18 protein-coding genes are annotated in these 25,354 nt (G+C 71.5%); 13 read left to right on the top strand and 5 right to left on the bottom strand.

Going from position 1 to position 25,354, the window contains the following annotated elements; genetic code table 11:
- The first annotated feature begins 1 nt into the window (after window position 1).
- Window positions 2-907 carry a ketopantoate reductase family protein gene (locus AB0C26_RS01705; protein WP_360239848.1) on the top strand — a complete coding sequence of 302 codons (906 nt, stop codon included), beginning with the start codon at window positions 2-4 and terminating at the stop codon, window positions 905-907.
- On the opposite strand, the gene AB0C26_RS01700 is transcribed toward AB0C26_RS01705, so the two are convergent.
- Window positions 890-2,107 (bottom strand): glycosyltransferase family 4 protein, encoded by a 1,218-nt coding sequence (locus AB0C26_RS01700; RefSeq protein WP_360243448.1) that lies wholly within the window; start codon window positions 2,105-2,107, stop codon window positions 890-892. The two genes, AB0C26_RS01705 and AB0C26_RS01700, sit on opposite strands and share 18 nt — an antisense overlap.
- A gap of 64 nt (window positions 2,108-2,171) precedes the next feature.
- On the bottom strand, window positions 2,172-4,058 hold the full coding sequence (locus AB0C26_RS01695; RefSeq protein ID WP_360239845.1) for an amylo-alpha-1,6-glucosidase: 1,887 nt from the start codon (window positions 4,056-4,058) through the stop codon (window positions 2,172-2,174).
- 223 nt (window positions 4,059-4,281) lie between these two features.
- Between AB0C26_RS01695 and glgX the strand changes: the two genes are divergently transcribed.
- Genes glgX through treZ form a run of 3 tightly spaced genes read left to right on the top strand, consistent with a single transcriptional unit; the run spans window position 4,282 to window position 10,394 of the window.
- Window positions 4,282-6,393 (top strand): glycogen debranching protein GlgX, encoded by a 2,112-nt coding sequence (glgX, locus tag AB0C26_RS01690; RefSeq protein ID WP_360239842.1) that lies wholly within the window; start codon window positions 4,282-4,284, stop codon window positions 6,391-6,393.
- Window positions 6,394-8,664 carry a malto-oligosyltrehalose synthase gene (treY, locus tag AB0C26_RS01685; RefSeq protein WP_360239839.1) on the top strand — a complete coding sequence of 757 codons (2,271 nt, stop codon included), beginning with the start codon at window positions 6,394-6,396 and terminating at the stop codon, window positions 8,662-8,664.
- A complete protein-coding gene (gene treZ / locus AB0C26_RS01680; RefSeq protein WP_360239836.1) occupies window positions 8,661-10,394 on the top strand; it encodes a malto-oligosyltrehalose trehalohydrolase in 1,734 nt (577 codons plus the stop codon). The genes treY and treZ overlap by 4 nt, the downstream gene beginning before the upstream one ends.
- 210 nt (window positions 10,395-10,604) lie before the next feature.
- On the opposite strand, the gene AB0C26_RS01675 is transcribed toward treZ, so the two are convergent.
- Window positions 10,605-11,213, bottom strand: a complete 609-nt coding sequence (locus tag AB0C26_RS01675) for a hypothetical protein (protein WP_360239833.1) — start codon at window positions 11,211-11,213, stop codon at window positions 10,605-10,607.
- Window positions 11,214-11,308: 95 nt separating this feature from the next.
- Here AB0C26_RS01675 and AB0C26_RS01670 point away from each other — a divergent pair, with 95 nt between their 5' ends.
- The 4 genes from AB0C26_RS01670 (at window position 11,309) to AB0C26_RS01655 (ending at window position 16,549) form a co-directional block, all read left to right on the top strand.
- Window positions 11,309-12,424 (top strand): transporter substrate-binding domain-containing protein, encoded by a 1,116-nt coding sequence (locus tag AB0C26_RS01670; protein WP_360239830.1) that lies wholly within the window; start codon window positions 11,309-11,311, stop codon window positions 12,422-12,424.
- A complete protein-coding gene (locus tag AB0C26_RS01665) occupies window positions 12,421-13,425 on the top strand; it encodes a hypothetical protein (RefSeq protein ID WP_360239827.1) in 1,005 nt (334 codons plus the stop codon). The genes AB0C26_RS01670 and AB0C26_RS01665 overlap by 4 nt, the downstream gene beginning before the upstream one ends.
- A gap of 70 nt (window positions 13,426-13,495) precedes the next feature.
- Complete coding sequence (locus AB0C26_RS01660; RefSeq protein WP_360239824.1) at window positions 13,496-14,218, top strand: protein phosphatase 2C domain-containing protein; 723 nt, start codon at window positions 13,496-13,498, stop codon at window positions 14,216-14,218.
- Window positions 14,219-14,287: 69 nt separating this feature from the next.
- Window positions 14,288-16,549 carry an EAL domain-containing protein gene (locus AB0C26_RS01655; RefSeq protein WP_360239821.1) on the top strand — a complete coding sequence of 754 codons (2,262 nt, stop codon included), beginning with the start codon at window positions 14,288-14,290 and terminating at the stop codon, window positions 16,547-16,549.
- A gap of 7 nt (window positions 16,550-16,556) precedes the next feature.
- Here the strand turns inward: AB0C26_RS01655 and AB0C26_RS01650 are convergent, their stop codons facing one another.
- Together AB0C26_RS01650 and AB0C26_RS01645 are read right to left on the bottom strand one after the other, a co-directional pair.
- Window positions 16,557-16,943 (bottom strand): hypothetical protein, encoded by a 387-nt coding sequence (locus AB0C26_RS01650; protein WP_360239818.1) that lies wholly within the window; start codon window positions 16,941-16,943, stop codon window positions 16,557-16,559.
- 71 nt (window positions 16,944-17,014) lie between these two features.
- The gene (locus AB0C26_RS01645; protein ID WP_360239815.1) at window positions 17,015-20,512 is read right to left on the bottom strand and encodes an ATP-dependent helicase C-terminal domain-containing protein; all 3,498 of its coding nucleotides are present in this window, start codon (window positions 20,510-20,512) and stop codon (window positions 17,015-17,017) included.
- Window positions 20,513-20,615: 103 nt separating this feature from the next.
- Between AB0C26_RS01645 and uraD the strand changes: the two genes are divergently transcribed.
- The 5 genes from uraD to AB0C26_RS01620 all read left to right on the top strand — a co-directional run bounded on the left by uraD (window position 20,616) and on the right by AB0C26_RS01620 (window position 25,332).
- Window positions 20,616-21,146 (top strand): 2-oxo-4-hydroxy-4-carboxy-5-ureidoimidazoline decarboxylase, encoded by a 531-nt coding sequence (uraD, locus tag AB0C26_RS01640; protein ID WP_360239812.1) that lies wholly within the window; start codon window positions 20,616-20,618, stop codon window positions 21,144-21,146.
- Window positions 21,133-21,495: a hydroxyisourate hydrolase gene (gene uraH / locus AB0C26_RS01635; protein ID WP_360239809.1), complete on the top strand. Its 363-nt coding sequence runs from the start codon at window positions 21,133-21,135 to the stop codon at window positions 21,493-21,495. The genes uraD and uraH overlap by 14 nt, the downstream gene beginning before the upstream one ends.
- Window positions 21,496-21,500: 5 nt before the next feature.
- Window positions 21,501-22,361, top strand: coding sequence for a factor-independent urate hydroxylase (gene pucL / locus AB0C26_RS01630; RefSeq protein ID WP_360239806.1), 861 nt, complete (start codon window positions 21,501-21,503; stop codon window positions 22,359-22,361).
- On the top strand, window positions 22,358-23,698 hold the full coding sequence (locus tag AB0C26_RS01625; protein ID WP_360239803.1) for an 8-oxoguanine deaminase: 1,341 nt from the start codon (window positions 22,358-22,360) through the stop codon (window positions 23,696-23,698). Before pucL ends, AB0C26_RS01625 begins: the two co-directional genes overlap by 4 nt.
- A 236-nt stretch (window positions 23,699-23,934) precedes the next feature.
- A complete protein-coding gene (locus AB0C26_RS01620) occupies window positions 23,935-25,332 on the top strand; it encodes a DUF1996 domain-containing protein (RefSeq protein ID WP_360239800.1) in 1,398 nt (465 codons plus the stop codon).
- Window positions 25,333-25,354: the final 22 nt, after the last annotated feature.

The raw sequence follows: 25,354 nt of genomic DNA, 5'->3' as shown, positions 1-25,354 counted from the left end.
CGTGCGCATCCTCTTCGTCGGAGCGGGCGCGACCGGCGGCTACTTCGGTGGCCGCCTCGCCGCGGCCGGCCGGGACGTCACGTTCCTGGTCCGGCCGCCGCGCGCGGCGTCCCTGAGCGATCGTGGCCTGAAGATCATCGGACCGGACGGGACGACGTCGGTACGGCCGCGCACGGTCGTGGCGGGGCAGATCAATGGCCCGTACGACATCGTGGTCATCGCCGTGAAAAGCTACGGCCTCGAACAGGCGATGATCGACCTGGCGCCCGCGGTGGGCACCGGGACGGTCGTCATCCCCCTGCTCAACGGCATGCGGCACGTCGAGGAGCTGGTGGGCGCGTTCGGCCCGTCCCGCGCCTGGGGCGGCGTCTGCCTGATCCACGCCAGCCTGAACGCCGACGGCGACGTGGTCCAGATGACCGGCCTGCACAAGCTGAGCTTCGGCTCGCTCGACGGCACGGAGCGCCCCGAGGTCGAGGCGGCACTGAGCGGCACCGAGTTCGACGCCTTCGCCTCACCCACGATCGTCCAGGACATGTGGGAGAAGTGGGTCTTCCTGGCCAGCCTGGGCGCCGCCACGACCCTGATGCGGGCCACGGTCGGCGACATCAACCGCGCCCCCGGCGGCAACGCCTTCGGCGCCCGCATCGCCGCCGAGGCCATGGCGATCGCCACCGCGGCCGGCCACACCCCGCGCCCGGCCGCCGTGTCCGTCCTGCAGAACGGCCTCTCCACCGACCAGCCCATGACCTCGTCGATGTACCGCGACATGATGGCCGGCCTCCCGGTCGAGGCCGACGCCATCCTGGGCGACTTCGTCGCCGAGGCCGACAAGCACGGCGTCCCGGTGCCGGCCCTGTCCGCCGCCTACACCAACCTCGCCATCTACTCAGCTCAGCGGGGTTAGCTGAGCCAGGACGCTCTCGGCCTCGCGGGTGACGCGGTCGGCGTCGTGGTGGCGGGCCCGGTCGTAGGTGTCGAGGGTGGCGGCGGCGATGCCGGGCCAGGCGAAGTCCTCGCGGACCTTGCGGCGGCCCCGGCGGGCCATGCGGCGGGCCAGGTCGCGGTCGGTCAGGACGGTGTCGACCGCCTCGGCCAGGGCATCGGGGGAGCCGGGGGTGAACTTCACGCCGGTCACGCCGTCGTCGACGATCTCGGCCAGGCCGCCGGTGTCGGCGACCGCGATGGGGGTTCCGGCGGCGGCCGCCTCCAGGGCGACCATGCCGAACGGCTCGTAGATGCTCGGCACGACGTAGCAGTCCGAGGCGCCCATCAGGGCGGTCAGGTGGTGGCCGGTCAGGAAGCCGGCGAACGTCACCCCCTCGGTGGCCAGCGCCTCCAGCTCCGCGCGGTAGGGCCCGTCACCGGCGATCACCACGCGCAGGCCCGGGTGCCTCTCCCTGAGCGCCGGGACCGCGGCCAGCAGGTGCTGCACGCCCTTCTCGTAGACCAGGCGGCCGGCGAAGCTGATCAGCGGACCGTCCGAGCCGGCGAAGCGGCGGCGGGCCGCGGCGACCGCGCGGGGGCGGGCGAACCAGCGGAGCTCGTCGACGCCGTTGTAGACCACGTCGACCCGGGCGGCCGGGACGTCGAAGAGCCGCTGCACCTCGTCGCGCATGTAGTCGGAGCAGACGATCGTGCGGACCGCCTCGTGGGCCAGCCAGCGCTCGATGTCGTCGATCGTGCGGTTGTGCGGGTGCGGCAGCCAGCCTTGGTGGCGGCCCGACTCGGTGGCGTGGATGGTCGCCACCAGCGGGATGTCCAGGTGGTCGCGGACCGTCACGGCGGCGTGGGCGACCAGCCAGTCGTGGGCGTGCACGACGTCGTAGGTGCCGGTGCGGGCGGCGCGCAGGGCGGCCCGGGTCAGCGTGTGGTTGAAGGCCATCGCCCAGGCCAGCAGGTCGCCGTCGCGAACCTCGAAGCGGGGCGCGTCGTCGGGGGCCCGGATGATCCGGACGCCTTCCGCGTACTCCTCCCGCAGCGTGCCCGGCGTGTGCCGGGTGACCACCGTGACCTCGTGGCCGGCGGCGGCCAGGGTGGTGGCGAGCGCGTGCACGTGCCGGCCCAGGCCGCCGACCAGCAGCGGCGGGTACTCCCAGGAGAGCATGAGGATGCTGGTCACGGCTCGTACCTCCACGATGATTTGATCTTGCAGTGCGGCGAAGCCGCTTTCAGAGGCTCAGTTCTGTGCGGAGTAGTTCGGCGACGGAGCGGGCGGAGAACGGGCTGCCCGTGGCGCGGTGCGGCGGGTCGCCGTCGGCGGTTTCGCTGACCGATCCCACGCCCCACTCGGACAGATGGGCCTTCAGGCCGGTGAGCAGGCCGTCGGTGGGCAGGCCGGTGGCGGCGCAGGCGTCGGCGTACGGGCCGATCAGCCATGGCCAGACCGTGCCCTGGTGGTAGGCGATGTCGCGTTCGTCGCGGTCGCCGCGGTGCACGCCCTGATATCCGTACTCGCTCGGGGCGAGGGTCCGCAGCCCGAGCGGCGTCAGCAGTGCCTCACCCATCGCGAAGAGGGAGGTTCCGCGCATCGGGCCGTGCGGCAGTGACCACGCGAGCAGCTGGTTCGGCCGCAGCGTCGGATCGTCGTGGTGGGCGCCGGCGCCCAGCGGGTAGGTCGCCGCCGGCCCCTCGATCACGTCGTAGAGCCAGCCCTCGGGCGCCGGGAAGCGGTCGCGGAACGCGTGCTGGGCCCGGGCGTGCCGGTCGCGTAGCGAGGAGTCGTCCAGTCCGGCCTCGACGTGCAGGTCGGCCATGGCCGCCAGCGCGTTCACCCACAGCGCGTTGATCTCGACCGGTTTGCCGACGCGGGGCGTGACCGGGCCGTCCTCGGTGAAGCCGTTCATCCAGGTGCCCGCGTGCCCGAGCCGCAGCAGGCCGTCGGCCGGGTCGAGATCGAGGGGGCCGCCACCGCCGAGCCGTTCGCCGAGCAGCCGGCCGAGCGGTCCGATCAGCTCGGCGGCCAGGTCGCTGTCGCCGGTGCGCCGCACATGCCGGTCGACGGCGTGCACCAGCCACAGCGGCGCGTCCGGCGAGTCCTTCGGCGCCCATGATCCTTCGGGTTCTGTCCAGGTCGAAGACGCGTTTCCGGTACGGGCGGTCAGCAGCTCCCGGCCCTCGTCGGCCCGGTTCGTGTCCAGGAACAGCCCCTCGTACGCGGTCATCGTGTCGCCGAGATAGCTGCCGAACCACGGGTACCCGGCCACCACGTCCGGCCCCTGGGGCGTGCGCACCACGAAAGCGTCGGCCGCCAGCACCAGCGTCTCGTCGGCCTTGGCCCCGGCGATCAGCTTCCGCGCCCGTACCCGCGCCTCGGTGATCACCGCCGTGGCCGGCGGCGGCCGCCGCCCGAGGTCGCCCGCCCAGGCCGAGATCTCCAGGGTCGCGCCCGGATTCACCCGGTCGAAGTACGTGCCCGCGTGCCACAGGTCCTCGACGGCCGGCAGGCCACGCGCCTCCTCCTCGCGGGCGAAAGCGCCGAGATGCCACTCGCCGGCGGGCTGCCAGCCGGGGCCGGCGATCCGGTACGCGTCCTCGACGACCACCCCGTCGGCCACCTGCTCGGCCCGCAGTCCGGGCCCGGAGGCGTGCCGTTCGCCGTGCGCGTCGCGCCACGTGCACATGGCCGCCACGGCCAGGCCGACCGGCCCGGGCGCCGACACCACCCGGTGGGTCACCCCCACCGACGGGTGGCCGTGCCGCAGGGCCAGCTCCCGCTCGATCACCACGTCGCCGATACGCCAGCGCCACCGCGGAACCCCGTCCACCAGCGCGAACGTCTCCAGGTAGCGGTGCCCCGCGGGCGCGACGGCGCCGGAGGCCCACTCGTGGGTGTAGAGCGGCACCTTCGTGCCGGAGGGCAGCGTCACCGTCAGGTCGAGCGCGGCCAGCGCGGTGTGCCGGATCGCGGTGGCGGGGTCGGCCACGGTGAGCAGCGAATGGTATCGGCGGGTCCGCAAGCCCGGAACGGTGCCGGTGGCGAACCCACCCGTGCCGTCCGTGACAAGCCATTCCCGGGTGGTGGAGCCGCAGTCGTGCGGTCCGAAAATGATCGGCACGACGCATCTATGCTCAGTTTCGGCGGTGGCAAACCATGTCGCCCTTACCTGTTCGGCGGGTAACCGGGCGGTCGCGCAGACGCCGTACCGGCCATCGGCCACAATGACGCTGACGTGACCTCAGATGATTACGCCACCGGATCGCGGGGCAAACCAGCCCCGCCGCCGGCACGCCATCAGCTGTGGTCGCAGCGCACCGACGGTCGAGGGGTGGGAGCAAGAAATGCAGGTTTGGCCTGGTCACCGGTACCCGTTGGGTGCCACGTACGACGGGACGGGCACGAACTTCGCGATCTTCGCCGAGGGGGCCGAGGCGGTCGAGCTGTGCCTGTTCGACCCGTCCGGAAACGAGCGGAAGGTCCAGCTGCACGAGCAGGACGCGTTCGTCTGGCACGCCTACCTGCCCGGCGTCGAGCCGGGGCAGAGGTACGGCTACCGGATGTACGGTCCGTACGACCCGTCGCGTGGTCTGCGGTACAACCCGCACAAGCTGTTGCTCGACCCGTACGCGCGGGCGGTCGACGCGGACATCGAGTGGCATCCGTCGCTCTACGCGTACGACTTCGAGAACCCCGACCAGATGTCGGATCTCGACTCCGCCCCGTACATGTCCAAGGGCGTCGTGGTGAACCCCTACTTCGACTGGGGCAACGACCGGCGGCCGGACATCCCGTACCACCACTCGGTCATCTATGAGACCCACGTGAAGGGCCTGACCGAGCGGCACCCCGAGGTCCCCAAGGACATGCGCGGCAGCTACTCCGCGATCGGGCACCCGGCGATCATCGAGCACCTGAAGAGCCTCGGCGTGACGGCCGTCGAGCTGATGCCCGTGCACCAGTTCGTCCACGACAACCGGCTGCACGATCTCGGGCTGCGCAACTACTGGGGCTACAACACGCTCGGGTTCTTCGCGCCCTACCACGGCTACTCGTCGACCGGGACGCTCGGGCAGCAGACCCAGGAGTTCCGCGGGATGGTCAAGGCCCTGCACAAGGCGGGCATGGAGGTCATCCTCGACGTCGTCTACAACCACACGGCCGAGGGCAACCACCTGGGCCCCACGCTGTCGCTCAAGGGCATCGACAACCGGACGTACTACCGGCTGGTCGACGACCAGCCGCAGTTCTACATGGACTACACCGGCACGGGTAACAGCCTGAACGTGCGCAGCCCGCAGAGCCTTCAGCTGATCATGGATTCGCTGCGCTACTGGGTGACCGAGATGCACGTCGACGGCTTCCGCTTCGACCTGGCCTCGACCCTGGCCCGCGAGTTCTACGACGTCGACCGGCTCTCCACCTTCTTCGAGGTCGTGCAGCAGGACCCGGTGGTCGGCCAGGTGAAGCTGATCGCCGAGCCGTGGGACGTCGGGCCCGGCGGCTACCAGGTCGGCAACTTCCCGCCGAACTGGACCGAGTGGAACGGCAAGTACCGTGACACGGTCCGCGACTTCTGGCGCGGCGAGCCGGCCACCCTGGCCGAGTTCGCGTCCCGGATCACCGGCTCGGCCGACCTCTACCAGGACGACGGCCGCAAGCCCTTCCACTCGATCAACTTCGTGACCGCGCACGACGGGTTCACGCTCAACGACCTGGTCGCCTACAACGACAAGCACAACGAGGCCAACGGCGAGGAGAACCGGGACGGCGAGAGCCACAACCGGTCGTGGAACTGCGGCGTCGAGGGCCCGACCGAGGACAAGCAGGTGCTCCAGCTGCGGGCCAAGCAGCGGCGCAACTTCCTGGCCACGCTGATGCTCAGCCAGGGCGTGCCGATGATCTCGCACGGCGACGAGCTCGGCCGTACTCAGCAGGGCAACAACAACGCGTACTGCCAGGACAACGAGCTCTCCTGGATCGACTGGGGCAACGCCGACGAGACGCTGCTCGAGTTCACCCGCAAGCTGACCGCGTTCCGCCACCGGCACCAGGTGTTCCAGCGCCGCCGCTTCTTCACCGGCCTGCCGGTGACCGCCCGCGGCGGCGGCGACCCGCTGCCCGACCTGGAGTGGTTCACCCCGGACGGGCGGCCGATGGCCGGCGACGACTGGGGCAACGACTTCGGCCGGGCGGTGGCGCTGTTCGTCAACGGCGAGGGCATCCGCGAGCGCGGCCAGTACGGGCAGCGGCACGTGGACAGCTCGTTCCTGCTGTTCTTCAACGCGCACGACGCGCCCATCGAATTCGCCACTCCGCCGGCTGAGTACGGCGAAAAGTGGGAAAAGGTCATCGAGACGGCCGAGCCGTCCCCGGATCAGCCGTCGGTCGTCGAGGCCGGCAACAAGATCTGGGTCCCCGACAGGTCCCTCATCGTGCTCGACAGGACGGTTTAAATGGCTCCTTCCGGAACCTACCGAGTCCAGGTCCGCCCCGACTTCCCGCTGTCCGCCACCGCCGAGCTCGCCGACTACCTGGCCGATCTCGGTGTGTCGCACCTGTACACCGCTCCGCTGCTGACCTCGACTCCCGGTTCCGAGCACGGCTACGACGTGGTCGACCACTCCAAGGTGAACCCGGCGCTGGGTGGCTGGGACGGTTTGCGCGCTTTGTCGCAGGCCTTGAAGAACGCGGGCCTGAACCTCGTCGTCGACATCGTGCCCAACCACGCCGGAGTGGCGGTTCCCTACGCCAACCCGACGTGGTGGGACGTCCTGCGACGCGGGCGCGAGTCCGAATTCGCCGATTTTTACGACATCGACTGGTCACGCGGGCGGTTGCTGATCCCGGTGCTGGCCGACGACCCCGACGCGCTCGACGAGCTGCGCGTCGAGGACGGGGAGCTGCGCTACTACGACAAGCGCTTCCCGATCGCCGACGGGACCGGCGAGGGCACGCCGCGGGAGGTGCACGACCGGCAGCACTACGAGCTGGTCAACTGGACCCGCGGCGACTCCGAGCTCAACTACCGCCGGTTCTTCGCCATCGTCGACCTGGCCGGCCTGCGCGTCGAGGACCCCCGCGTCTTCGAGGCCACCCACGCCGAGATCCTGCGCTGGCACCGCGAGGGCATCGTCGACGGCATCCGCGTCGACCACCCCGACGGCCTGCGCGACCCCGGCCAGTACCTCGACCGCCTGCACGAAGCCGCCCCCGGTGCCTGGCTCGTCATCGAGAAGATCCTCGAGCCGGGCGAGGAGATGCCGGCGTGGCCGGTCGCCGGCACCACCGGCTACGACGCCCTGGCCGAGGTCGGCGGCGTCTTCGTCGACACCAGCACCGAGGCCTTCTTCGACACCCTCGACCGGCACCTGACCGGCAGCGAGCGCTCCTGGCCCGACCTGGTCCACGAGGCCAAGCGCACGGTGGCCACCACCCTGCTCGCGGCCGAGCTGGCCCGGATGGCCCGGCTCGTGCCCGAGATCGAGGCCGCGCCGCAGGCCCTGGCCGAGCTGGCCGCCTGCTTCCCGGTCTACCGCTCCTACCTGCCGTTCGGCTCCCGGCACCTGGCCAAGGCCCGGTCCGAGGCCGGCCGCCGGCGCCCCCAGCTGATCCCGGTCCTCGACCAGCTCACCGGGCGGCTGCGCAACCCGGCCGACGAGCTGGCCGTCCGGTTCCAGCAGTTCACCGGCGCCGTCATGGCCAAGGGCGTGGAGGACACCGCGTTCTACCGCTGGACCCGGTTCACCGCGCGCAACGAGGTCGGCAACGACCCGGCCAAGTTCGGGGTCAGCCCCGACGAGTTCCACGAGGCCAGCGACGAGCGGCACCGCAAGTGGCCGACGTCGATGACCACCCTGTCGACCCACGACACCAAGCGCAGCGAGGACGTGCGGGCCCGGCTGGCCGTGCTGGCCGAGGTGCCGGGGGACTGGACCGAGGTCGTACGCCGGTGGGTCCGGGTGGCGCCGCTGCCCGACCCCGCCCTGGCCCACCTCGTCTGGCAGGCCGCCGTCGGAGCCTGGCCGATCGAACGGGAGCGCCTGCAGGCGTACGCCCTCAAAGCCGCCCGGGAAGCCGCCACCGGAACCTCCTGGCAGCACCCCGACGAGACCTTCGAGGCCGCGCTGCGCGCGATGGTCGACAAGATGTACGACGACCCGGCGCTGAACCGGGAGCTGACCGATTTCGCGGCGTCGATCACGCCGCCGGGCTGGTCGAACTCGCTCGGCCAGAAGCTCGTGCAGCTGACCATGCCGGGCGTGCCTGACGTCTACCAGGGCACCGAGCTGTGGGACTACTCGCTGGTCGACCCGGACAACCGCCGGCCGGTCGATTTCTCCCAGCGGCGCGAGCTGCTGGCCCGCATCGACGACGGCTGGCTGCCGCCGGTCGACGACACCGGCGCGGCCAAGCTGCTGGTGACCAGCCGGACGATGCGGCTGCGCCGGCAGCGGCCGGAGCTGTTCGCCTCCTACCGTCCGCTGTTCGCCGAGGGCCGGGTCGGCGAGCACGCGCTCGCCTTCGACCGCGGTGGCGCGGTGGCCGTGGCCACCCGGTTGCCGGTGGGCTTGTCACGTCACGGCGGCTGGAGTGACACCACCTTGTCACTCGATGGTCACAGCTGGCTGGAAGTATTCACGAATACGAGCTACGGCGGGAACAAGCTGCAAGTTTCCGAACTGCTGCGTACGTACCCCGTCGCTTTGCTGGTGAAAGAGACATGACGACATTTGAGGTTTGGGCGCCGGAGAAGACTGTCCGGCTGCGCATCGGTGGGGACGAGCTGGCGATGGAACGCGGCGACGACGGGTGGTGGCGGCTCGACGTGCCGTCGGCCGGGCCCGGCGCCGACTACGCGTACGTCCTGTCCGGTCAGGAGACGCCGCTGCCGGATCCCCGCTCGCCGTGGCAGCCCGAGGGCGTGCACGGGCCGAGCCGGGTCTACGACCAGTCGGCCTTCGCCTGGAGCGACGAGGCCTGGACGGGCCGTCAGCTGCCCGGTTCGATCCTGTACGAGCTGCACATCGGCACGTACACGCCCGAGGGCACCTTCGACGCCGCCATCGAGCGCCTCGACCACCTGGTCGAGCTCGGCGTCGACCTGGTCGAGCTGCTGCCGGTGAACTCGTTCAACGGCGAGTACAACTGGGGCTACGACGGCGTCTGCTGGTACGCGCCGCACGAGGTCTACGGCGGTCCCGACGGGCTCAAGCGGTTCGTCGACGCGGCCCACCGCCGCGGCCTCGGTGTCGTGCTCGACGTGGTCTACAACCATTTCGGGCCCTCGGGTGCGTACGCGCCGATGTTCGCCCCCTACCTCAGCGCGGCCGGCTCCAACCCGTGGGGCGACTCGGTCAACCTGGACGGCCCGCACGCCGACGAGGTCCGCCGCTACATCATCGACAGCGCCCTGATGTGGCTGCGCGACTACCACGTCGACGCGCTGCGGCTCGACGCCGTGCACGCTCTCGTCGACCACTCCGCGGTCAACCTGCTCGAACAGCTCGCGGTCGAGGTGGAGTCGCTCTCCACCCACCTGAACAAACCGCTGTCGCTGATCGCCGAGTCCGACCTCAACGACGCCAAGCTGATCACGCCGCGTGAGGCCGGCGGCTTCGGCCTGCAGGGCCAGTGGGCCGACGACGTGCACCACGCGCTGCACACTCTGCTCACCGGAGAACGGCAGGGCTACTACGCCGACTTCGGGTCACTGGACTGTCTCCAGACGGTCCTGGAGGGGGCGTTCTTCCACGCCAACACGTGGTCGAGCTTCCGCCAGCGCCACCACGGGCGCCCGGTGAACCGGGCGCTGATCCCTGGTCACCGCTTCGTCACGTACCTGCAGAACCACGACCAGATCGGTAACCGGGCCATCGGTGACCGGATCTCGGCCACGCTGTCGCCCGGCCTGCTCAAGATCGGCGCGACGCTGCTGTTCACCTCCCCCTTCACGCCGATGCTGTTCATGGGCGAGGAGTGGGCGGCCAGCAGCCCGTGGCAGTTCTTCACCAGCCACCCCGAGCCCGAGCTGGCGGCGGCGGTCCAGAACGGCCGGCGCCGCGAGTTCGCCACCCACGGCTGGGCCGAGGCCGAGGTGCCCGATCCGCAGGATCCGGCGACCTTCCAGCGCTCGAAACTCGACTGGGACGAGCTCGGCAAGCCCGGCCACGCCGAGATCCTCGACTACTACCGCCGGCTGATCGCGCTGCGCCGCGAGCGCACCGACCTGTCCGACCCGCGGCTCGACCGGGTCGAGGTCTGGCACGGCGACAACCACCTGGTGATGAAGCGCGGCAACTGCGCGGTGGCGGTCAACCTGGCCTCCACCCCGCAGACGGTGAGCCTGCGCGACGTACCCCGCAAGGTCCTGCTGGCCTCGTCCGACGGCGTCGTCCTGCAGCGCGACCGGGTCGAACTGCCGGCCGAGACCGCCGTGGTGGTCGCCTTCCGCTGACGCGAGTGGCATCCCGGACGGTCGTGCTCGACACCGTCCGGGATGCCGAGGCGCCGGAACCTCGGCCTCCCGGGGCGGAGCAGCGACCGTCCGGGTGCGGGAAGCTCCGATCAACCGGTCGACGGGACAGCAGCATCCATGGGGGCACGGACGCCTCCGGTTGTCGTCCAGGGCTTCCTTGGCGCGCGGGGTTCCCGGCGCCCATGACCACTAAACCTTCACGCCACGCCACTTTTGGCTGAGCGGATAGGCCAGGCCGCGGGCGCCGTGGATCGCGCCGGTCGGGTGCAGATCGGGGGCGGTGTGGCGCATCGGGTTGTACGCGGGCGGGTCGTCCACTTCGGCCCCCAAGGTGACCCGGCCGACCGCCCGCTCGTCGACGTACAGCGCGATGACGCCGTGCTTCATCCTCGCTCCGAGGTAGACCTTGCGGTCACCGCCGGTCCGGTAGGCCAGGATCGAGCCGTACACGGTGTCGTAGTCGCGGCGGGGTACCGGCAGATGGCGCGTGAACCGGCCTTTCCCGCAGGTCGACACGAGCAGGTCGATCGGGGCGTCGCCGTGCACCCGGATCGCGATGCCGCGCACGTCGAGGCGGTCGCCGTCCGTGCCGAGACCCTTGGAGATCCGTACGGTGATCCGGTGGCGGCCCGGGCGGTCGAGCAGAGCCGCCCCGGTGTTCCCGCCTCCCCAGATCTCCAGCTCGCCGTCGAACGTGCGCCCCTTCGGGTGCAGGAAGCGCTGATGCCGCGACTTGACCACCCGGACCGCCAGAGCCGCGGCCACGACGGTGATCGCTACGACGCGTACGGCTCTCATGAACCTGGACTACCCGGCGCGGCGCGGGTGAATCCCCGTCCAAGATTCCTGGCCGTAGCATTCGTGCGGCACGATGGGGCCGCCATGAATGGGAGGTGGCTGTGCCCGAGAGCTCGAGCCGGTTCGCGTGGCCGCTGCGCCGGCGCATGCCGGGGCCCGACGGAAGCGCCGAGGACATCGCGGTGCAGGACGTCGCGGAACGTGAGGCGGCCGACCGGCGGCTGCCGCCGCCCGATCCGGAGCCGCTGGTCGACCCGCCGCCGCGCTTCAACCTGGCCATGTTCCGGCTGGCCGCGCTCGGGCTCGCGCTCGTGCTGGCGCTGGCCCTGGCCGTCGTCCGCGTCTTCGTGGGCGGGCCACCCTCGGTCGCCGAGCTGCGCGCCGAGTCCGGCGTGGACAGCTGGACCGTCCTGCCCATCGGGGTCAAGGACGACCAGCCGGGCGTGGCCTTCCGCGACAAGAACGGTGTCTGGAGCGGCTTCGACATCGACGTCGCGTACATGGTCGCCGAAGATCTCGGTTTCCGCCGCGACGACGTGCGGTTCTACGGGATGGAGAGCGAGGACCGGCTGCGCATGCAGGCGGTCGACCTGGCCGGTAAGCGCGTCCCGGTCAAGATGGTCATCGCCAGCTTCAGCATCACCCCGGAACGCGAGGCCGAGCCCGGCGTGACGTTCTCGCAGCCCTACCTGTTCACCGAGCAGTCGGTGCTGACGCTGACCAAGTCCAAACACCGCGCGGTCTCCACGCTGCGCGACCTCAAGGGCGACCGAGTCTGCTCGCTGTCCACAGCGACCAGCGTCAAGGCATTCCAGGGCTACGACATCGACGTGATCAGCCGCAACCGCATGCGCGAGTGCATCACCGACCTGCGCAACGGCGACGTCGACGCGGTCTCCACCGACGCCGCCATCCTGGCCGGCTTCAAAGACCGGTTCCCGTCCGAGTTCCAGCACTGGGATCTGGGCCTGGAGAAGACCGAGGCGTACGGCGTGAACGTCGGCGACAGCGTGGCCCTGAAGAAACTCGTCGACCTGACGCTGTACCGCTCCTACACCGACCCCGCCGACGACCGCTGGGAGGACGCCTACAAGCGCAACCTGCAGTCCGAGACCGACGCCAACGGGACCACCCCGATCGCCGTCGCCCAGCAGCCGCGCATCACCCGGCCCGACATCCGCGAACTGCCGTGGGAGGACGTCTTCGGATGACCGCCACCTTCGTCCCGCGCCGGCGCCGGGCCCAGCTCAACTGGCTGCTGACCGTCCTGCCGGCCTTCCCGCTGGTGCTGCTCGTCCTGCGGTTGTGGTACCTGAGCCGGCAGGACCTGCCCACGATGCTGCTGCTGGTGCAGTACATCAGCCCGCTCGGCATGATCAGCGCCCTGATCATCACGCTGATCTGGACCGTGCCCGCGGTCATCCTGGTGCTGCGCCTGCTCGGCGGCATCCTGCTGGTCAGCAAGCCCGACGACACCGGCCGGTCGATGCTGGCCGTGACCGCGCTGCGGATGCCCGACTGGGTGGTGCTGCTGGCCGCGATGCTGGCCGCCTTCACCTGGCAGCTGCGCCTGCTGCCCACCCTCTGCATGCTGATCGTGGCCATCCTCGGCCTCACCGCGGCCCAGCGCTTCCGGGGCGTGCGCCCGCTGATGCTGTGGATCACCCTGGGCGTACCGGTCCTCGTCGGCGCCCTTGTCCTGATGTTCGTCTGGCCCGGCATCATGGCCGCCCTGCGTACCGGCGAGATGTCGACGGCCATCCTGCTCGGGGTGCCGCCGCTGCTCGGCCCGTTCCTCACCGGACCGGTGCCGGCGTCGGCGGCCCGCCTGTTCACCCACTGGCCGGCGGTCGGCGCCGCCCTGATCGCCCCGCTGCTCATCGGCATCGTCTTCCTGCGCGCGCCCGTTCTGCCCAACAGCGCCGTCGAGGTCGGCCCTCCGAACGGAGCGATCGAGGTCGTACGCGGTCAGCTGATCAGCGTCGACGACACGTCGACCACGGTGTTGCGGACGACCGGCGAGGTCACCTTCATCCCCAACGACCAGGTGCGCTCCAAGACCCTGTGCCCCGAGCCGGTACGCCCACCGGAAAGCAGCGTCGCCGTGCGCGGATGGCCCCTCTCGGCCTCCGTGCTCTCGTGGATCGCCCCGACACGCCGCGTCACCGAAGTCGACCCGCGATGCCTCGGCCGCCCCACGAATCCCAGCTAGGCGCGTTTTCGGGCGACATGCCGCCGACCACGTGCAGACACGGTTGCAATGATCTGGGAAGCTGCACGCCATGACCTTGCACCTGCGGTGGGCGGCCGTCACCGATCAAGGACATGTCCGGAGCAACAACGAGGACTGTTACTACGCCGGTGACCGGCTCCTCGTCGTGGCCGACGGCATGGGCGGCATGGCCGCCGGCGACCTCGCCAGCCGCCTCGCGATCGAAGCCCTCAGCCCGCTCGACATCCCGATCGACGACGATCAGCAGATGGACGCGCTGCACCATGCTCTGGAGGTCGCCAACGGCCGGATCGCGGAGCAGGTCGAGGCGGACAACTCGTTGCAGGGCATGGGCACCACGCTCACCGCGGTCATCTTCTCCGGCTCCCGGGCCGCGATGGCCCACGTCGGCGACTCCCGGGCCTACCTGCTGCGCGACAGCCGGCTCAACCAGCTGACCAAGGACGACACGTACGTCCAGATGCTGGTCGACCAGGGCCTGATCCGGCCCGAGGAGGCGGCCGGGCACCCGCGGCGCTCGGTGGTGACCCGGGTCCTGCAGGGCGAGCCGGTCAGCCCGTCGTACGTGATCGTCGAGCCCGAGGCGGGCGACCGCTGGCTGCTGTGCAGCGACGGCCTGACCGCCGTGGTCAGCAACGACACGATCGAGCAGGAGATGCTCGCGGCCGAGGATCCGAAGTCGTGCTGCGAGCGGCTGCTCGACCTGGCCCTGCGCGGCGGCGGCCCGGACAACGTCACGGTGATTGTCGCCGATCTGACAGCCGGCGACTGACCGTCACGACTGCGGTACCTTACTCCGGTCGCGGATCAGGGGGCCCGCGGCTCGTATCGGGTGGTGATGATGACGGCGCGACTCTTCGTCACGCTGGCGCTCGTCCTCGGTGCCGTCGCGACCGGAGAGCTCACCGGGCCGCGGGGGTGGCGGCTCTTCGAGGACGGCGCGCAGTTGGCCGCGGGAGCGGCCGCGGCTTGGGTGTGTTTCGCGACGGCGCGCGGCCTCGCGGGCCTGCACCGGCGCTGGCGGCTCTTCGCCGGCATCGGGCTGTCCGGATGGGCGCTGTTCCGGCTCTGGTGGCTGGTCCAGGAGCTGACGGTTCCGGGGCGGCCGGCCGACGGCGTCTCCGACGTCGGCTTCTTCGTGCTGCCCGCGTGCCTGCTGGTGGCGCTGCTGTACGCGCCGTACACCCGGCCCCGGCCGGTGCCGACGTCGGTCCGGCGTGACCAGATCGCGCTGCTGATCGACAGCGTGCTGATCTCCGGGTCCATCCTGGCCCTGCTCTGGTCGGCTGTGCCGTTCGACTGGGGTGGCCGCACCACCGCGATGATCGTGGTCGCCGCCGCGTACCCCGTGGCCGACCTGTTCCTGCTCACCATGGCCGTGCTGCTGTTGCTGACCCAGCCCGGCTCGCGGGCCGGGCGGCAGCCGCTGATCTGGGGCGCCCTGGCCCTGCTGGCCTTCGGCGTCTCCGACACGTTCCGGCTGATCGAGCTGAGCGACGGCCGGCTGACGCCGCTGCAGTCGGCCGGCTACCTGGCCGGCCCGCTGCTGCTGGCGATGGCGGCGCTGAGCCCGGTGGTGGTCGCCGACGGCCGCGCGCCGTTCACCGACCGCCACGACTGGCTGCACCTGCTGCTGCCGTACATCCCGGTCACCGCCACCGGCGTCATGATCGCGATCAACACCGGCACCGGCAAGCCGCTGTCGCCGTTCGAGGCGTACCTCGGCTGGCTCGGCCTCGGCCTGGTCGTGGCCCGGCAGATGTTCACCATCGTCGACAACACCGTGCTGCTCGACCGGGTCTCCGAGGGCCGGCAGCGGCTGCACCACCAGGCCTACCACGACCCGCTGACCGGGGTGGCGAACCGGGCGCTGTTTCACGACCGCCTGGCCCGGGCCGAAGGCCGGCCGGTGGCCGTGCTCTTCGCCGACCTCGACGACTTCAAACTGATAAACGACAGCTTCGGCCACGCCATCGGCGACCGCGTCCTGCACGCCATCGCCGGCCGCCTGCAGCGCTGCGCCGGCCCGGACGAGCTGGTGGCCCGGCTCGGCGGCGACGAGTTCGCGGTGCTGCTCGACCACCGCCCCGACGGCGCCGAGGCGGCCGGCCACCGCATCCTGGCCGCGCTGCGCGAGCCGTTCGTGATCGACGGCCACACCATCAGCGTCGGCGCCAGCATCGGCCTGGTGGCGCCCACACCGGGCGAGCCCCTGACGGCCGACGCCCTGCTGCGCCGGGCCGACGCGGCGATGTACGCGAGCAAGCGGCGAGGCAAAGGCACCATGGCCCGCTACGCCGGCGCCCAGGACGGCGGCCCCCACGCCGACCTGCCCCACCTGCTGGCCCAAGCCCTCGAGGACCATCCCGGCGACGCCGGCTTCGAAGTCTTCTACCAGCCGATCGTCCGCTTCACCGACGGCGCCACGGTCGCGGTGGAGGCCCTGGCCCGCTGGACCTCACCGGTGGTCGGCCCGGTACACCCCGACGTCTTCGTCTCGGTCGCCGAACGCACCGGCCTGGTGGCCGCGATCGACGACTTCGTCCTGAACCAGGCCTGCGCCGACGCGGCCGCCCTGGCCGTCGTCTTCGGCCGCCCGGTCGACCTGCACGTGAACGTCTCCGCGGCCCGCCTGGCCCCCGGCCTGGAGGACGTGGTGGTGGCGGCCCTGTCCCAGCACGGCGTTCCCGCGTCCCGCCTGGTCGTCGAGATCACCGAAACCCGCCGCATCTCCGACCTGCCGGCCGCGGCCGCGGTGGTGACCCGCCTGCGGTCGCACGGCATCCGGGTGGCGCTGGACGACTTCGGCAGCGGCTTCAACGCCCTGGCCCAGCTCCACTCCCTGCCGGTGGACATCGTGAAGCTCGACTCGACCCTCACCGACGTCGACATAGCCCCCGACCAGGCGGGCGCGCTGTGCCGCTCGGTGGTGACCCTCTGCGACGGCCTGAACATCGCGGTGGTGGCGGAGGGTATCGAAACGCACTCCCGAGCGGCGGCCCTCGCCTCGCTGGGCTGCTCGATGGGCCAGGGCTACCTGTTCGGCCAGCCCGGCCCGCTGCACCGCCTCCAGCCGCCGGCGATCCCCGCCCAGCTCGCCTGACCGGCCCTCAGTCGCGGGGCCGGTGGTACCTCGTCGTCACACCGAAGGTGACGTCGCGGATCTCCACGAAAGACAGCTGCGGGAGCTCCCGGGCCAAAGCGGCGTGGAGATGGCGGGCGACCAATTCGAAGGTCGGCCGGAAGGCGAAGAGTTCCGTCCACGGTCGAGCCTCGAGCTCGGCGCAGTGTCCTCGGAGGGTGATCGCCGCGGCATCGGTGTCGAAGAACCAGCCGCGCTCGGTCAGTTGCTCATCGTCGAACGCCACTCCGGCCGTGACCACGACCTCCACCCCGCCTCCGGCCGGCAGAAGCGGCAGACCGTGCCGCGCCCGCACCGGAGAGACCAGACCCTGCACCGCCCGGAAGCGATGCTCCACCTCGACGACGAAACTCACGGAACCTCCTTTTCTGTGCCCGGCCAGCCGCTCGAGCCGGACCAGCGCCCACCCGGCCTTGATCGAACCGGTCAGCGGGAACGGGGGTTGGCCCGCCGGGTCGGCGTGGCGGTGGTCGGGTCCTCGGGCCAGGGGTGCCGGGGGTAGCGGCCGCGGAGCTCGGCCCGCACCTGGGGATAGCCCTGCTGCCAGAAGGACGCCAGGTCGCGGGTGACGGCAACCGGCCGGCCGGCCGGTGACAGCAGGTGCAGCAGGACCGGAACGCGCCCGTCGGCCAGGCGGGGAGCGTCCCGCCAGCCGAAGGCCTCCTGCACCTTGACGGCGAGCACCGGCGCTTCGACATCGGAGTAGTCGATCCGCACCCGCGACCCGCTCGGAACGGGAAGCCGCTCGGGTGCCACCTCGTCGAGGCGTCCCGCGACGGACCAGGGCAGCAGCCGGCGCAGCCCGGCGGCCACATCGACCTTGGCGAGATCGGCGCGGCGCCGGGCCGACCCGAGGTCGAGCCAGTCCTCGGCCCGCGCGAGAAGAGCCTCATCGGACACGTCCGGCCAGGGATCGCCCATCGCCGCGTACGCGAAAGCCAGCCTCTCCCGAAGTTCAGTGGCGGCCCGGCTCCAGCTCAGCAGCCCCAGACCGGCACGATGCAGCCCTTCCACGAGCGCCGCCCGCACCAGCGCCGGATCGGGATCGGCCAGCCGCCGCTCCACGAGCGTGATCGCCCCGAGCCGCCGCACCCGCCGCGCCACGACATCACCGTCGACCCACCCGATCTCGACGGCCTCGGCCGCAAGTGTCCCGGCCGCCTCGACCGCGGTCGCCTCGTCGAGCGGCGCCGCCGACCGGATCCGCGCGGTAGGAGCCCCCGGCGCCCGATCGGCCGCCGCCACGGCCAGCCAGGCGACCCCCGCCAGCCCGGTGCCCTGGTTCAGCTCGGCAGCGGTCCCACCGGCCATCAGATAGGCCCGCCCACCCGCTTCCCGAACCCGCGCGACCCGCTCCGGATAGGCCAGCCCCACCACGAGCCCCGCAGCCAGATCATCGGGCAGCCACCCATCTCGCCCGCCGCCCCCGGCCTTGCTGTCGGCCCCGGTCTTGCTGTCGGCCCCGGTCTTGCTGTCGGCCCCGGTCTTGCTGTCGGCCCCGGTCTTGCTGTCGGCCCCGGTCTTGCTGTCGGCCCCGGTCTTGCTGCCGGCCCCCGGCTGCCTTCCTCCCGCGCGCCGGCCGCCGCGAACCCGCCCCTCCGGCTCGCTGACCCGAATCGGCCTGCCTGCCTCCGCGACATGTGCCCGCTCCCGAGGGCCCTCAGCACCCACCGGCACACCGGCCCGATCGGGACGCTCTTCCGCCGGGCCGCTTTCCGCCCGCGAGCTGCTTTCCGCGTGCGGGCTGCTTTCCGCGTGCGGGCTGCTTTCCGCGTGCGGGCTGCTTTCCGCCCGCGAACCGCTTCCCGCGCGCGGGCCGCTTTTGGTCTGCGCGCCCCCTTCCGCCCGCGAGCCGTCCTCCGTTCGCGAGGCGCCGTCCGCCCACGAGGCGCGTTCCATTGGCGAACTGCCTCCGCGTGCCCTGTCGCTGGATCGGGGAATGGCGGCATCGGTTCCGTCGAGGTGGGGAAGGCCGGTGCCGCTTTCGCCGGGGTGCGGAAGAGCTGTGTCGGTTTCGTGGGAATGAGGGCGGGTGGCGTCGGTCGTCTCGGGCTTGGTGAGGGCAGCGGAGCCGGCCTTGCCGGGCTCGAAGAAGGCGGCGTCGGTCGTGTCGGAGTCGGTATGGGCGTTGACGAAGGCGGGGTCGTCGGCGGCGGTGAAGGTGGCGTCGGCGTCGGAGTCGGGTTCGGCGGCGTTGACGGAGGCGTCGGAGTCGGGGTCCGAGTCGGGGTCGGCGGCGGTGAAGTCGGAGTCGGCGTGGGCGTCGGCGGCGGTGAAGGTGGAGTTGAAGTCGGCGTGGGCGTGGGCGTCGGGGTCGGCGGCGGTGGTGAGGGTGGCGTGGGCGTCGGTGTGGGCGTTGGTGAAGGTGAGGTCGGTGTCGGTGTGGGCGGCGGCGTCGGTTACGTCGGGGACCGTGTCGTCGGTGGGGGTGCGGGTCAGGGCGGCCGTCAGACGGCGTACCTCGTTGCGCCATGTGGGGTCGGCGGCGTTGCGGGCTCGGCGCCAGGCGGCGACCAGGTCGTCGGTGGTGGTGCGGTCGTCGTCGAGGAGGGCGACGATCTCGGCGGCCCGGCGGGGGCCGACCATGGGGGCGCCGTCGAGCAGGGCTCGGGCCAGGCGCGGGTGGAGGCCGGCGTCGGCCAGGGCGCGGCCTCGCGGCGTTATGCGGCCGGTCTCGTCGACGGCGTCCAGGTCGCGCAGGGTTGCCGTGGCCGCCTGGAAGGCGCCCGCGGGTGGTGGGTCGGGCAGGGACAGGCCGGTGCCGTCGGGGTGGCCCCACAGGGCCAGGTCGAGGGCGAAGCCGGTCAGGTCGGCGGCGGCGATCTCGGGTTCGGGCTGGGGTGGCAGGCGGTCGTGCTGTGCCTCGGACCAGCAGCGGTAGACGCGGCCGGGGGCCTCGCGGCCCGCGCGGCCGGCGCGCTGGACGGCGGCGGCCCGGGACACCGGCACGGTGGCCAGGGCGCCGAGGCCGCGTGCGTGGTCCATGCGGGGCACCCGGCTCAGGCCGGCGTCGACCACCACCCGGACGCCGGGCACCGTCAGGCTGCTCTCGGCGACGGCCGTGGACAGGACGATCCGGCGGCGGGGACCAGGCCGCAGCGCGGCGTCCTGCACCGCGCCGGGCTGGCGCCCGTGCAGAGCGATCACGTCGACCCCGGCTTCGACGCCGGCGAGCTTGGTGGCGACCTGGTCGATCTCGCGGGCGCCGGGAAGGAAGACGAGCACGTCGCCGGGAGCCTCGGTCAGGGCGCGGCGGACCGTGGCCGCCACGTGGTCGAGCAGGCGCGGGTCGACGCGCAGGCCCAGCGGGGGCGCGATCGGGGTGGTCGGCGGGCTCCAGCTGACCTCGACCGGGTAGAGCGGGGACTCGGCCTCGACGACCGGCGCGCCGCCCAGGCTCTCGGAGCCCAGGATCTCGGACAGGCGCCGGGCGTCGGCGGTGGCCGAGGTGGCCAGGACCGCCAGGTCGGGGCGGAGAGCCGCCCGTACCTCGATCAGGAAGGCCAGGGCCAGGTCGGTGTCGAGGTGGCGTTCGTGGCACTCGTCGAGGATCACGGCCGCCGTGCCGGCCAGCTCGGGGTCGCGCTGGAGGCGGCGCACCAGGACTCCCGTGGTCACGACCTCTATCTCCGTACGACGGGAAACCTGTCTGTCGCCTCTGACCGTGTAACCCACCCGGTCGCCGACGCGCTCGCCGAGCAGGGACGCCATGCGGCGGGCGGCGGCCCGGGCGGCCAGGCGGCGGGGCTCGGCGACCACGACGCGGCCGTCGCCGCCGGCGAGAGCGAGCGGCACCAGCGTCGTCTTGCCCGTGCCGGGCGGCGACACCAGCACCGCCGCGCCGGCGCCGGACAGCGACTCTCGCACCCGGGGCAGGACCGGGCGGATCGGCAGGGCGGGCAGGGCGTCGTCAGCGATCAGCACCCGCCAATCCTCGCGCAGGGGTACGACATGTTCGCCGAATGTCGTACCGCTCTGGCAAGGTGTCCTGAAACCGGAAAGGACTGCACCCGTACGAGATGGCTGCTTGACTGATCTAGAGGAAGGGGTTGCCCGGATGGACGCGGTCGAGGTGTTCAACTCGATGCCGGCCGTACACCTCGGTGAAAGCCTCACAGCCTGCTGCGCGGCACCCACCTGGGGCGCCACCGTCGTCGCGCGGCGGCCCTATCGCGACCGCGCCGCCATCCTGGCCGAGGCCGACGCCGCCTCGCGCGCCCTGAGCTGGGAGGGTGTGCTGACGAGCCTGGCCGCCCATCCGCGCATCGGTGAGCGGGCGGCCGGCGATTCGGCGGAGGCCGCCTGGTCGCGGATCGAGCAGTCCACCGCCGCCGAGGGCGATGACCGGGCCGAGTTGGCGAGGGTCAACCAGGCGTACGAGGAGAAATTCGGTCATGTGTTCTTGATCTTCGCCAGCGGGCGTTCGCAGGCGGAGATCCTGGCCGCGGCCCGGGAGCGGCTCGGCAACGACGAGCAGACCGAGCGGGAGATCGTGTCCGACGAGCTTCGCAAGATCGCGTTGCTGCGGCTGGAGCGGGTGATCGATGCCCTCGCATGACGGCACCGAGCCGGAGTTCCACGCCAAGATCTCCACGCACATCCTCGACACGGTGAGCGGCGAGCCGGCCCGCGACGTCTACGTGCGGCTGGAGCGGCGCGACTCCGAGGGCTGGCAGCAGCTGGCCGACGGGCGCACCGACGACGACGGCCGGTTCCGGTTCCGGGTGCCGATGCACCAGTGGCAGGCCGGCGGCTTCCGCCTCTTCTTCTACGTCGAGCCCTACCTGGGCGACGACTGCTTCTTTCCCGAGGTCACGGTCGCCTTCCACGTTCGTGACCCGGAGCGGCACTACCACGTGCCGCTGCTGCTCAGCCGCTACGGCTACACCACCTATCGAGGGAGCTGACGGGCGTGTCGATCGTGCTCGGGGAAAACCGTTACGGAAAGGCCGAGACGCGGCTCGTCCGTGTCTCCCGTGACGGCGGGACGCATTCGCTGATCGACTTCACGGTCGGCGTGGCGCTCTCCGGTGATCTCGCCGCGACCCATCTGAGCGGCGACAACTCCGGCGTGCTGCCGACCGACACGATGAAGAACACGGTGTACGCCTTCGCGAAGGAGCACGGCGTCGGCGAGCCGGAGGAGTTCGCGCTGCTGCTGGCCCGCCACTTCGTCACGTCGCAGCCGGCGGTGCGCGCGGCCCGGGTCAGCGTGGAGGCGTTCGGCTGGGAGCGGCTCGGCCCCCACTCGTTCCGGCGCGGCGGCGACCACGTCCGTACGGCCGTGGTGACCGTGACCGTCGAACAGACCGAGGTGATCTCCGGGGTGACCGGGCTGACGCTGCTCAACTCGACCGCGTCGGAGTTCCACGGCTTCGTCCGCGACAAATACACCACGCTGCCCGAGACCACCGACCGCATTCTCGCCACCGCGGTCGACGCTCGCTGGCGGCATCTGTCCGACGGCGCCGACTGGGCGAAATCGTTCGACGGCGCGCTGGACGCGCTGATCAAGGGCTTCGTCGACACGTACAGCCATTCGCTGCAGCAGACGCTCTTCTCGATGGGCAGTCACGTGCTGCGCACCCGTGACGAGATCGCCGAGATCCGGCTCGTGCTGCCGAACAAGCATCACTACCTGGTCGACCTGTCGCCGTTCGGCCTGGCGAACGACAACGAGGTCTTCATCGCCGGCGACCGGCCGTACGGGGTGATCGAGGGAACCGTGACGCGCGACGACGTGCCCGAGGCGCTGACGGCGTGGTACCAGTGATCCTCATCGAGAACGTCGCGGTCGCCACGGTCGACGACCACGACACGTACCACGCCGACGGCCACGTCCTGGTCGGCGACGACGGGCGGATCGCCGCGGTCGGCGCCGGCCGTTTCGCCGGAGATCTGCCGCGGGTCGACGGCACGGGCTGCCTGGTCACCCCGGGCCTGGTGAACACCCATCACCACCTCTACCAATGGGCGACCCGGGGGCTGGCCCTCGACGAGACGCTGTTCGGCTGGCTGCGGACGCTCTACCCGATCTGGGGCCGGCTCGACGCCGACATCGTCGGCGCGGCCGCCGGGGCCGGGCTCGGCTGGCTGGCGCTGTCCGGCTGCACCACCTCGATGGACCACCACTACGTCTTCCCGCGCGACGGCGGCGACGTGCTCGAGGCCGAGATCGAGGCGGCCCGGCGCCTGGGCGTGCGGTTCCACCCGACCCGCGGCTCGATGGACCTCAGCCAGAAGGACGGCGGGCTGCCGCCCGACAACGTCGTCGAGAAGACCGACGAGGCGCTGGCCGCCACCGAGGCGGCGATCGACCGGTGGCACGACCCCTCCCCGGACGCGATGCTGCGGATCGCGGTGGCGCCGTGCTCGCCGTTCTCGGTCACCGAGCGCCTGATGAGCGAGGCGGCGCAGCTGGCCCGCCGCAAGGGCGTACGGCTGCACACGCATCTCGCCGAGACCGACGACGAGGAGGAGTTCTGCCGCGAGCGGTTCGGCTGCACCCCGGTGGAGTACGCGGAACGCCTCGGCTGGCTCGGCGACGACGTGTGGCTGGCCCACGGGGTGCATCTCGACGACAAGGCGATAACCAGGCTTGCTGGTACGGGTACGGGGGTGGCCCACTGCCCGAGCTCCAACGCGCGGCTCGGCGCCGGCGCGGCCCGCGTGCGCGAACTGCTTGATCACCGGGTTCCGGTCGGCCTGGGCGTCGACGGCTCGGCCTCGCAGGAGGCGGGCCATCTGGGGGAGGAGCTGCGGCAGGCGCTCTACACGGCGCGCCTGCGCGGCGGGCCGGGCGCGCTGAACGCCCGCGAGGCCCTGCGGCTGGGCACGATGGGCGGCGCCCGGTGTCTGGGCCGGCAGGACGATCTCGGCTCGATCGAGGTGGGCAAGCTGGCCGACCTGGTCGTGTGGCGCCTGGACGGTCTCGGGCACGACGGCATCGACGACAAGCTGGCCGCCCTGGTCTTCGGGCCGGCCGCCCCGGTCGAGCTGTCACTGGTCGGCGGCCGGCCGATCGTCGAGCGCGGGGAGCTCGTTCACGGTGACGCGGAGACCCTGGCGCGGGAGGCTCGCCGAGCGCATCGCCGCCTCGTACAGACTTAAGAAAGACTTAAGGAAGTTCGCCGGCAAAAATGTTATCGAGAATGGATATCGCGGCCACCTGCGGCGTTGGAAATAGCAATTCTGAAGTCTTTCTCCATGGTTTGAAATAGGCGCCTTCGATCTGCATACTCCCTGGTGAAGCGGTCCCCCCCCCACGATCACCTGGAACGGCAGAACGAAGAATGCGGACTGAATCCCAGCACGTCGAACCGCCCAATCCACGTACCCGGCGCCGCGTGACCCGCACCGTCCTCGGCGCGGCCGTCGTCGCGACCCTGGGCGCCAGTGGCGTCTACATCGCCAACGCCAACGCGGCCGAGACCGTCGTGCCCGGCCGCCTCCAGGCCGAGGCCTTCTCGGCCCAGTCGGGCGCGCAGACCCAGAACACCGACGACAAGGACGGCGGCAAGAACGTCGGCTGGCTCGCGAACGGCGACTGGCTGCGCTACGACAACGTCACCATCGGCTCGACGATCACCGCGCGCATCGCCTCCGACAACGCGGCCGGCGGCTCGATCGAGCTGCGGCTCGGCTCGGCCACGGGCACCCTGCTCACCACCATCCCGGTCGGCAAGACCGGCGGCTGGCAGAAGTGGGCCACGCGCACGGCCACGGTGAAGGCGCCGGCCGGCAAGCAGAAGCTCGTCGCGGTCATGAAGAGCCAGCAGTCCGGCGACTTCGTGAACATCAACTGGTTCACCCTCGGAGCCACCCCGGCTTCGAGTACGCCGACCACGGCCCCCACCACGGCTCCCGCGACCACCCCGCCCGCTCAGACGGCGGGCTGGGTGACCATGGACCAGGCCAAGTGGAAGGCTCAGCTGGCCGCCTTCAACGCGATGACCCCCAAGGCCATCACCAACAACCCGGTACGCGTGTCGGAGTTCAACGCCTCCTGCACGGTCAGCCACTCGCTGGCCGACGACCCGATCGTGCTGCCCGGCCTGCCCAAGGGCTCGCACATGCACTCGTTCCTGGGCAACGACTCGACCGACGCCTTCACCACCACCGACACGCTGCTCAAGAACGCCGGCTCCAGCTGCAAGCCGCTGCAGGACCGGTCCGCGTACTGGATCCCGAGCCTGTACGAGAACGGCAAGGCGATCGAGCCGCACGGCGTCACCGTCTACTACGGCTCGCGGCTGCCCGACCCGACCAAGACCGTGCCGTTCCCGCAGGGCTTCCGGATGATCGTGGGCGACGCGAAGCGCCAGGTCGCCACGCCCAAGGGCGCCCCGGGCCAGTTCTGGTGCGCCGGCGCCGGCGGCGAGACCGGCCGCAGCGCCGACGGCAACTGGCCGGTCTGTGCCAAGACGGCCGAGCTCACCTTCCAGCTCACCTTCCCGGACTGCTGGGACGGCGTGCACCTGGACAGCCCCGACCACAAGTCGCACGTCGGCCCGGCCGACGGCCAGGGCAAGTGCAGCGGCAAGTTCCCGGTGGCGATCCCGTCGCTGTCGTTCGTGATCGGATACCCGACCTCGGGCACCAGCGCCGGCTTCAAGCTCTCCTCCGGCAACGCCAGCTCGATGCACGGCGACGCGTTCTTCGCCTGGGACGACGCGGCCCTCGGCCACCGGGTCAAGGACTGCATCGTGCAGAAGGCCAAGTGCAACACGGACGGCAATTTCTGACATAACCGGCGGACAAAAGGGG

Origin of the sequence: Actinoplanes sp. NPDC048796 (genome assembly GCF_040650035.1) — a bacterium.
Lineage (GTDB): Bacteria > Actinomycetota > Actinomycetes > Mycobacteriales > Micromonosporaceae > Actinoplanes.
This window is presented reverse-complemented; position numbering and strand designations above follow the sequence as displayed.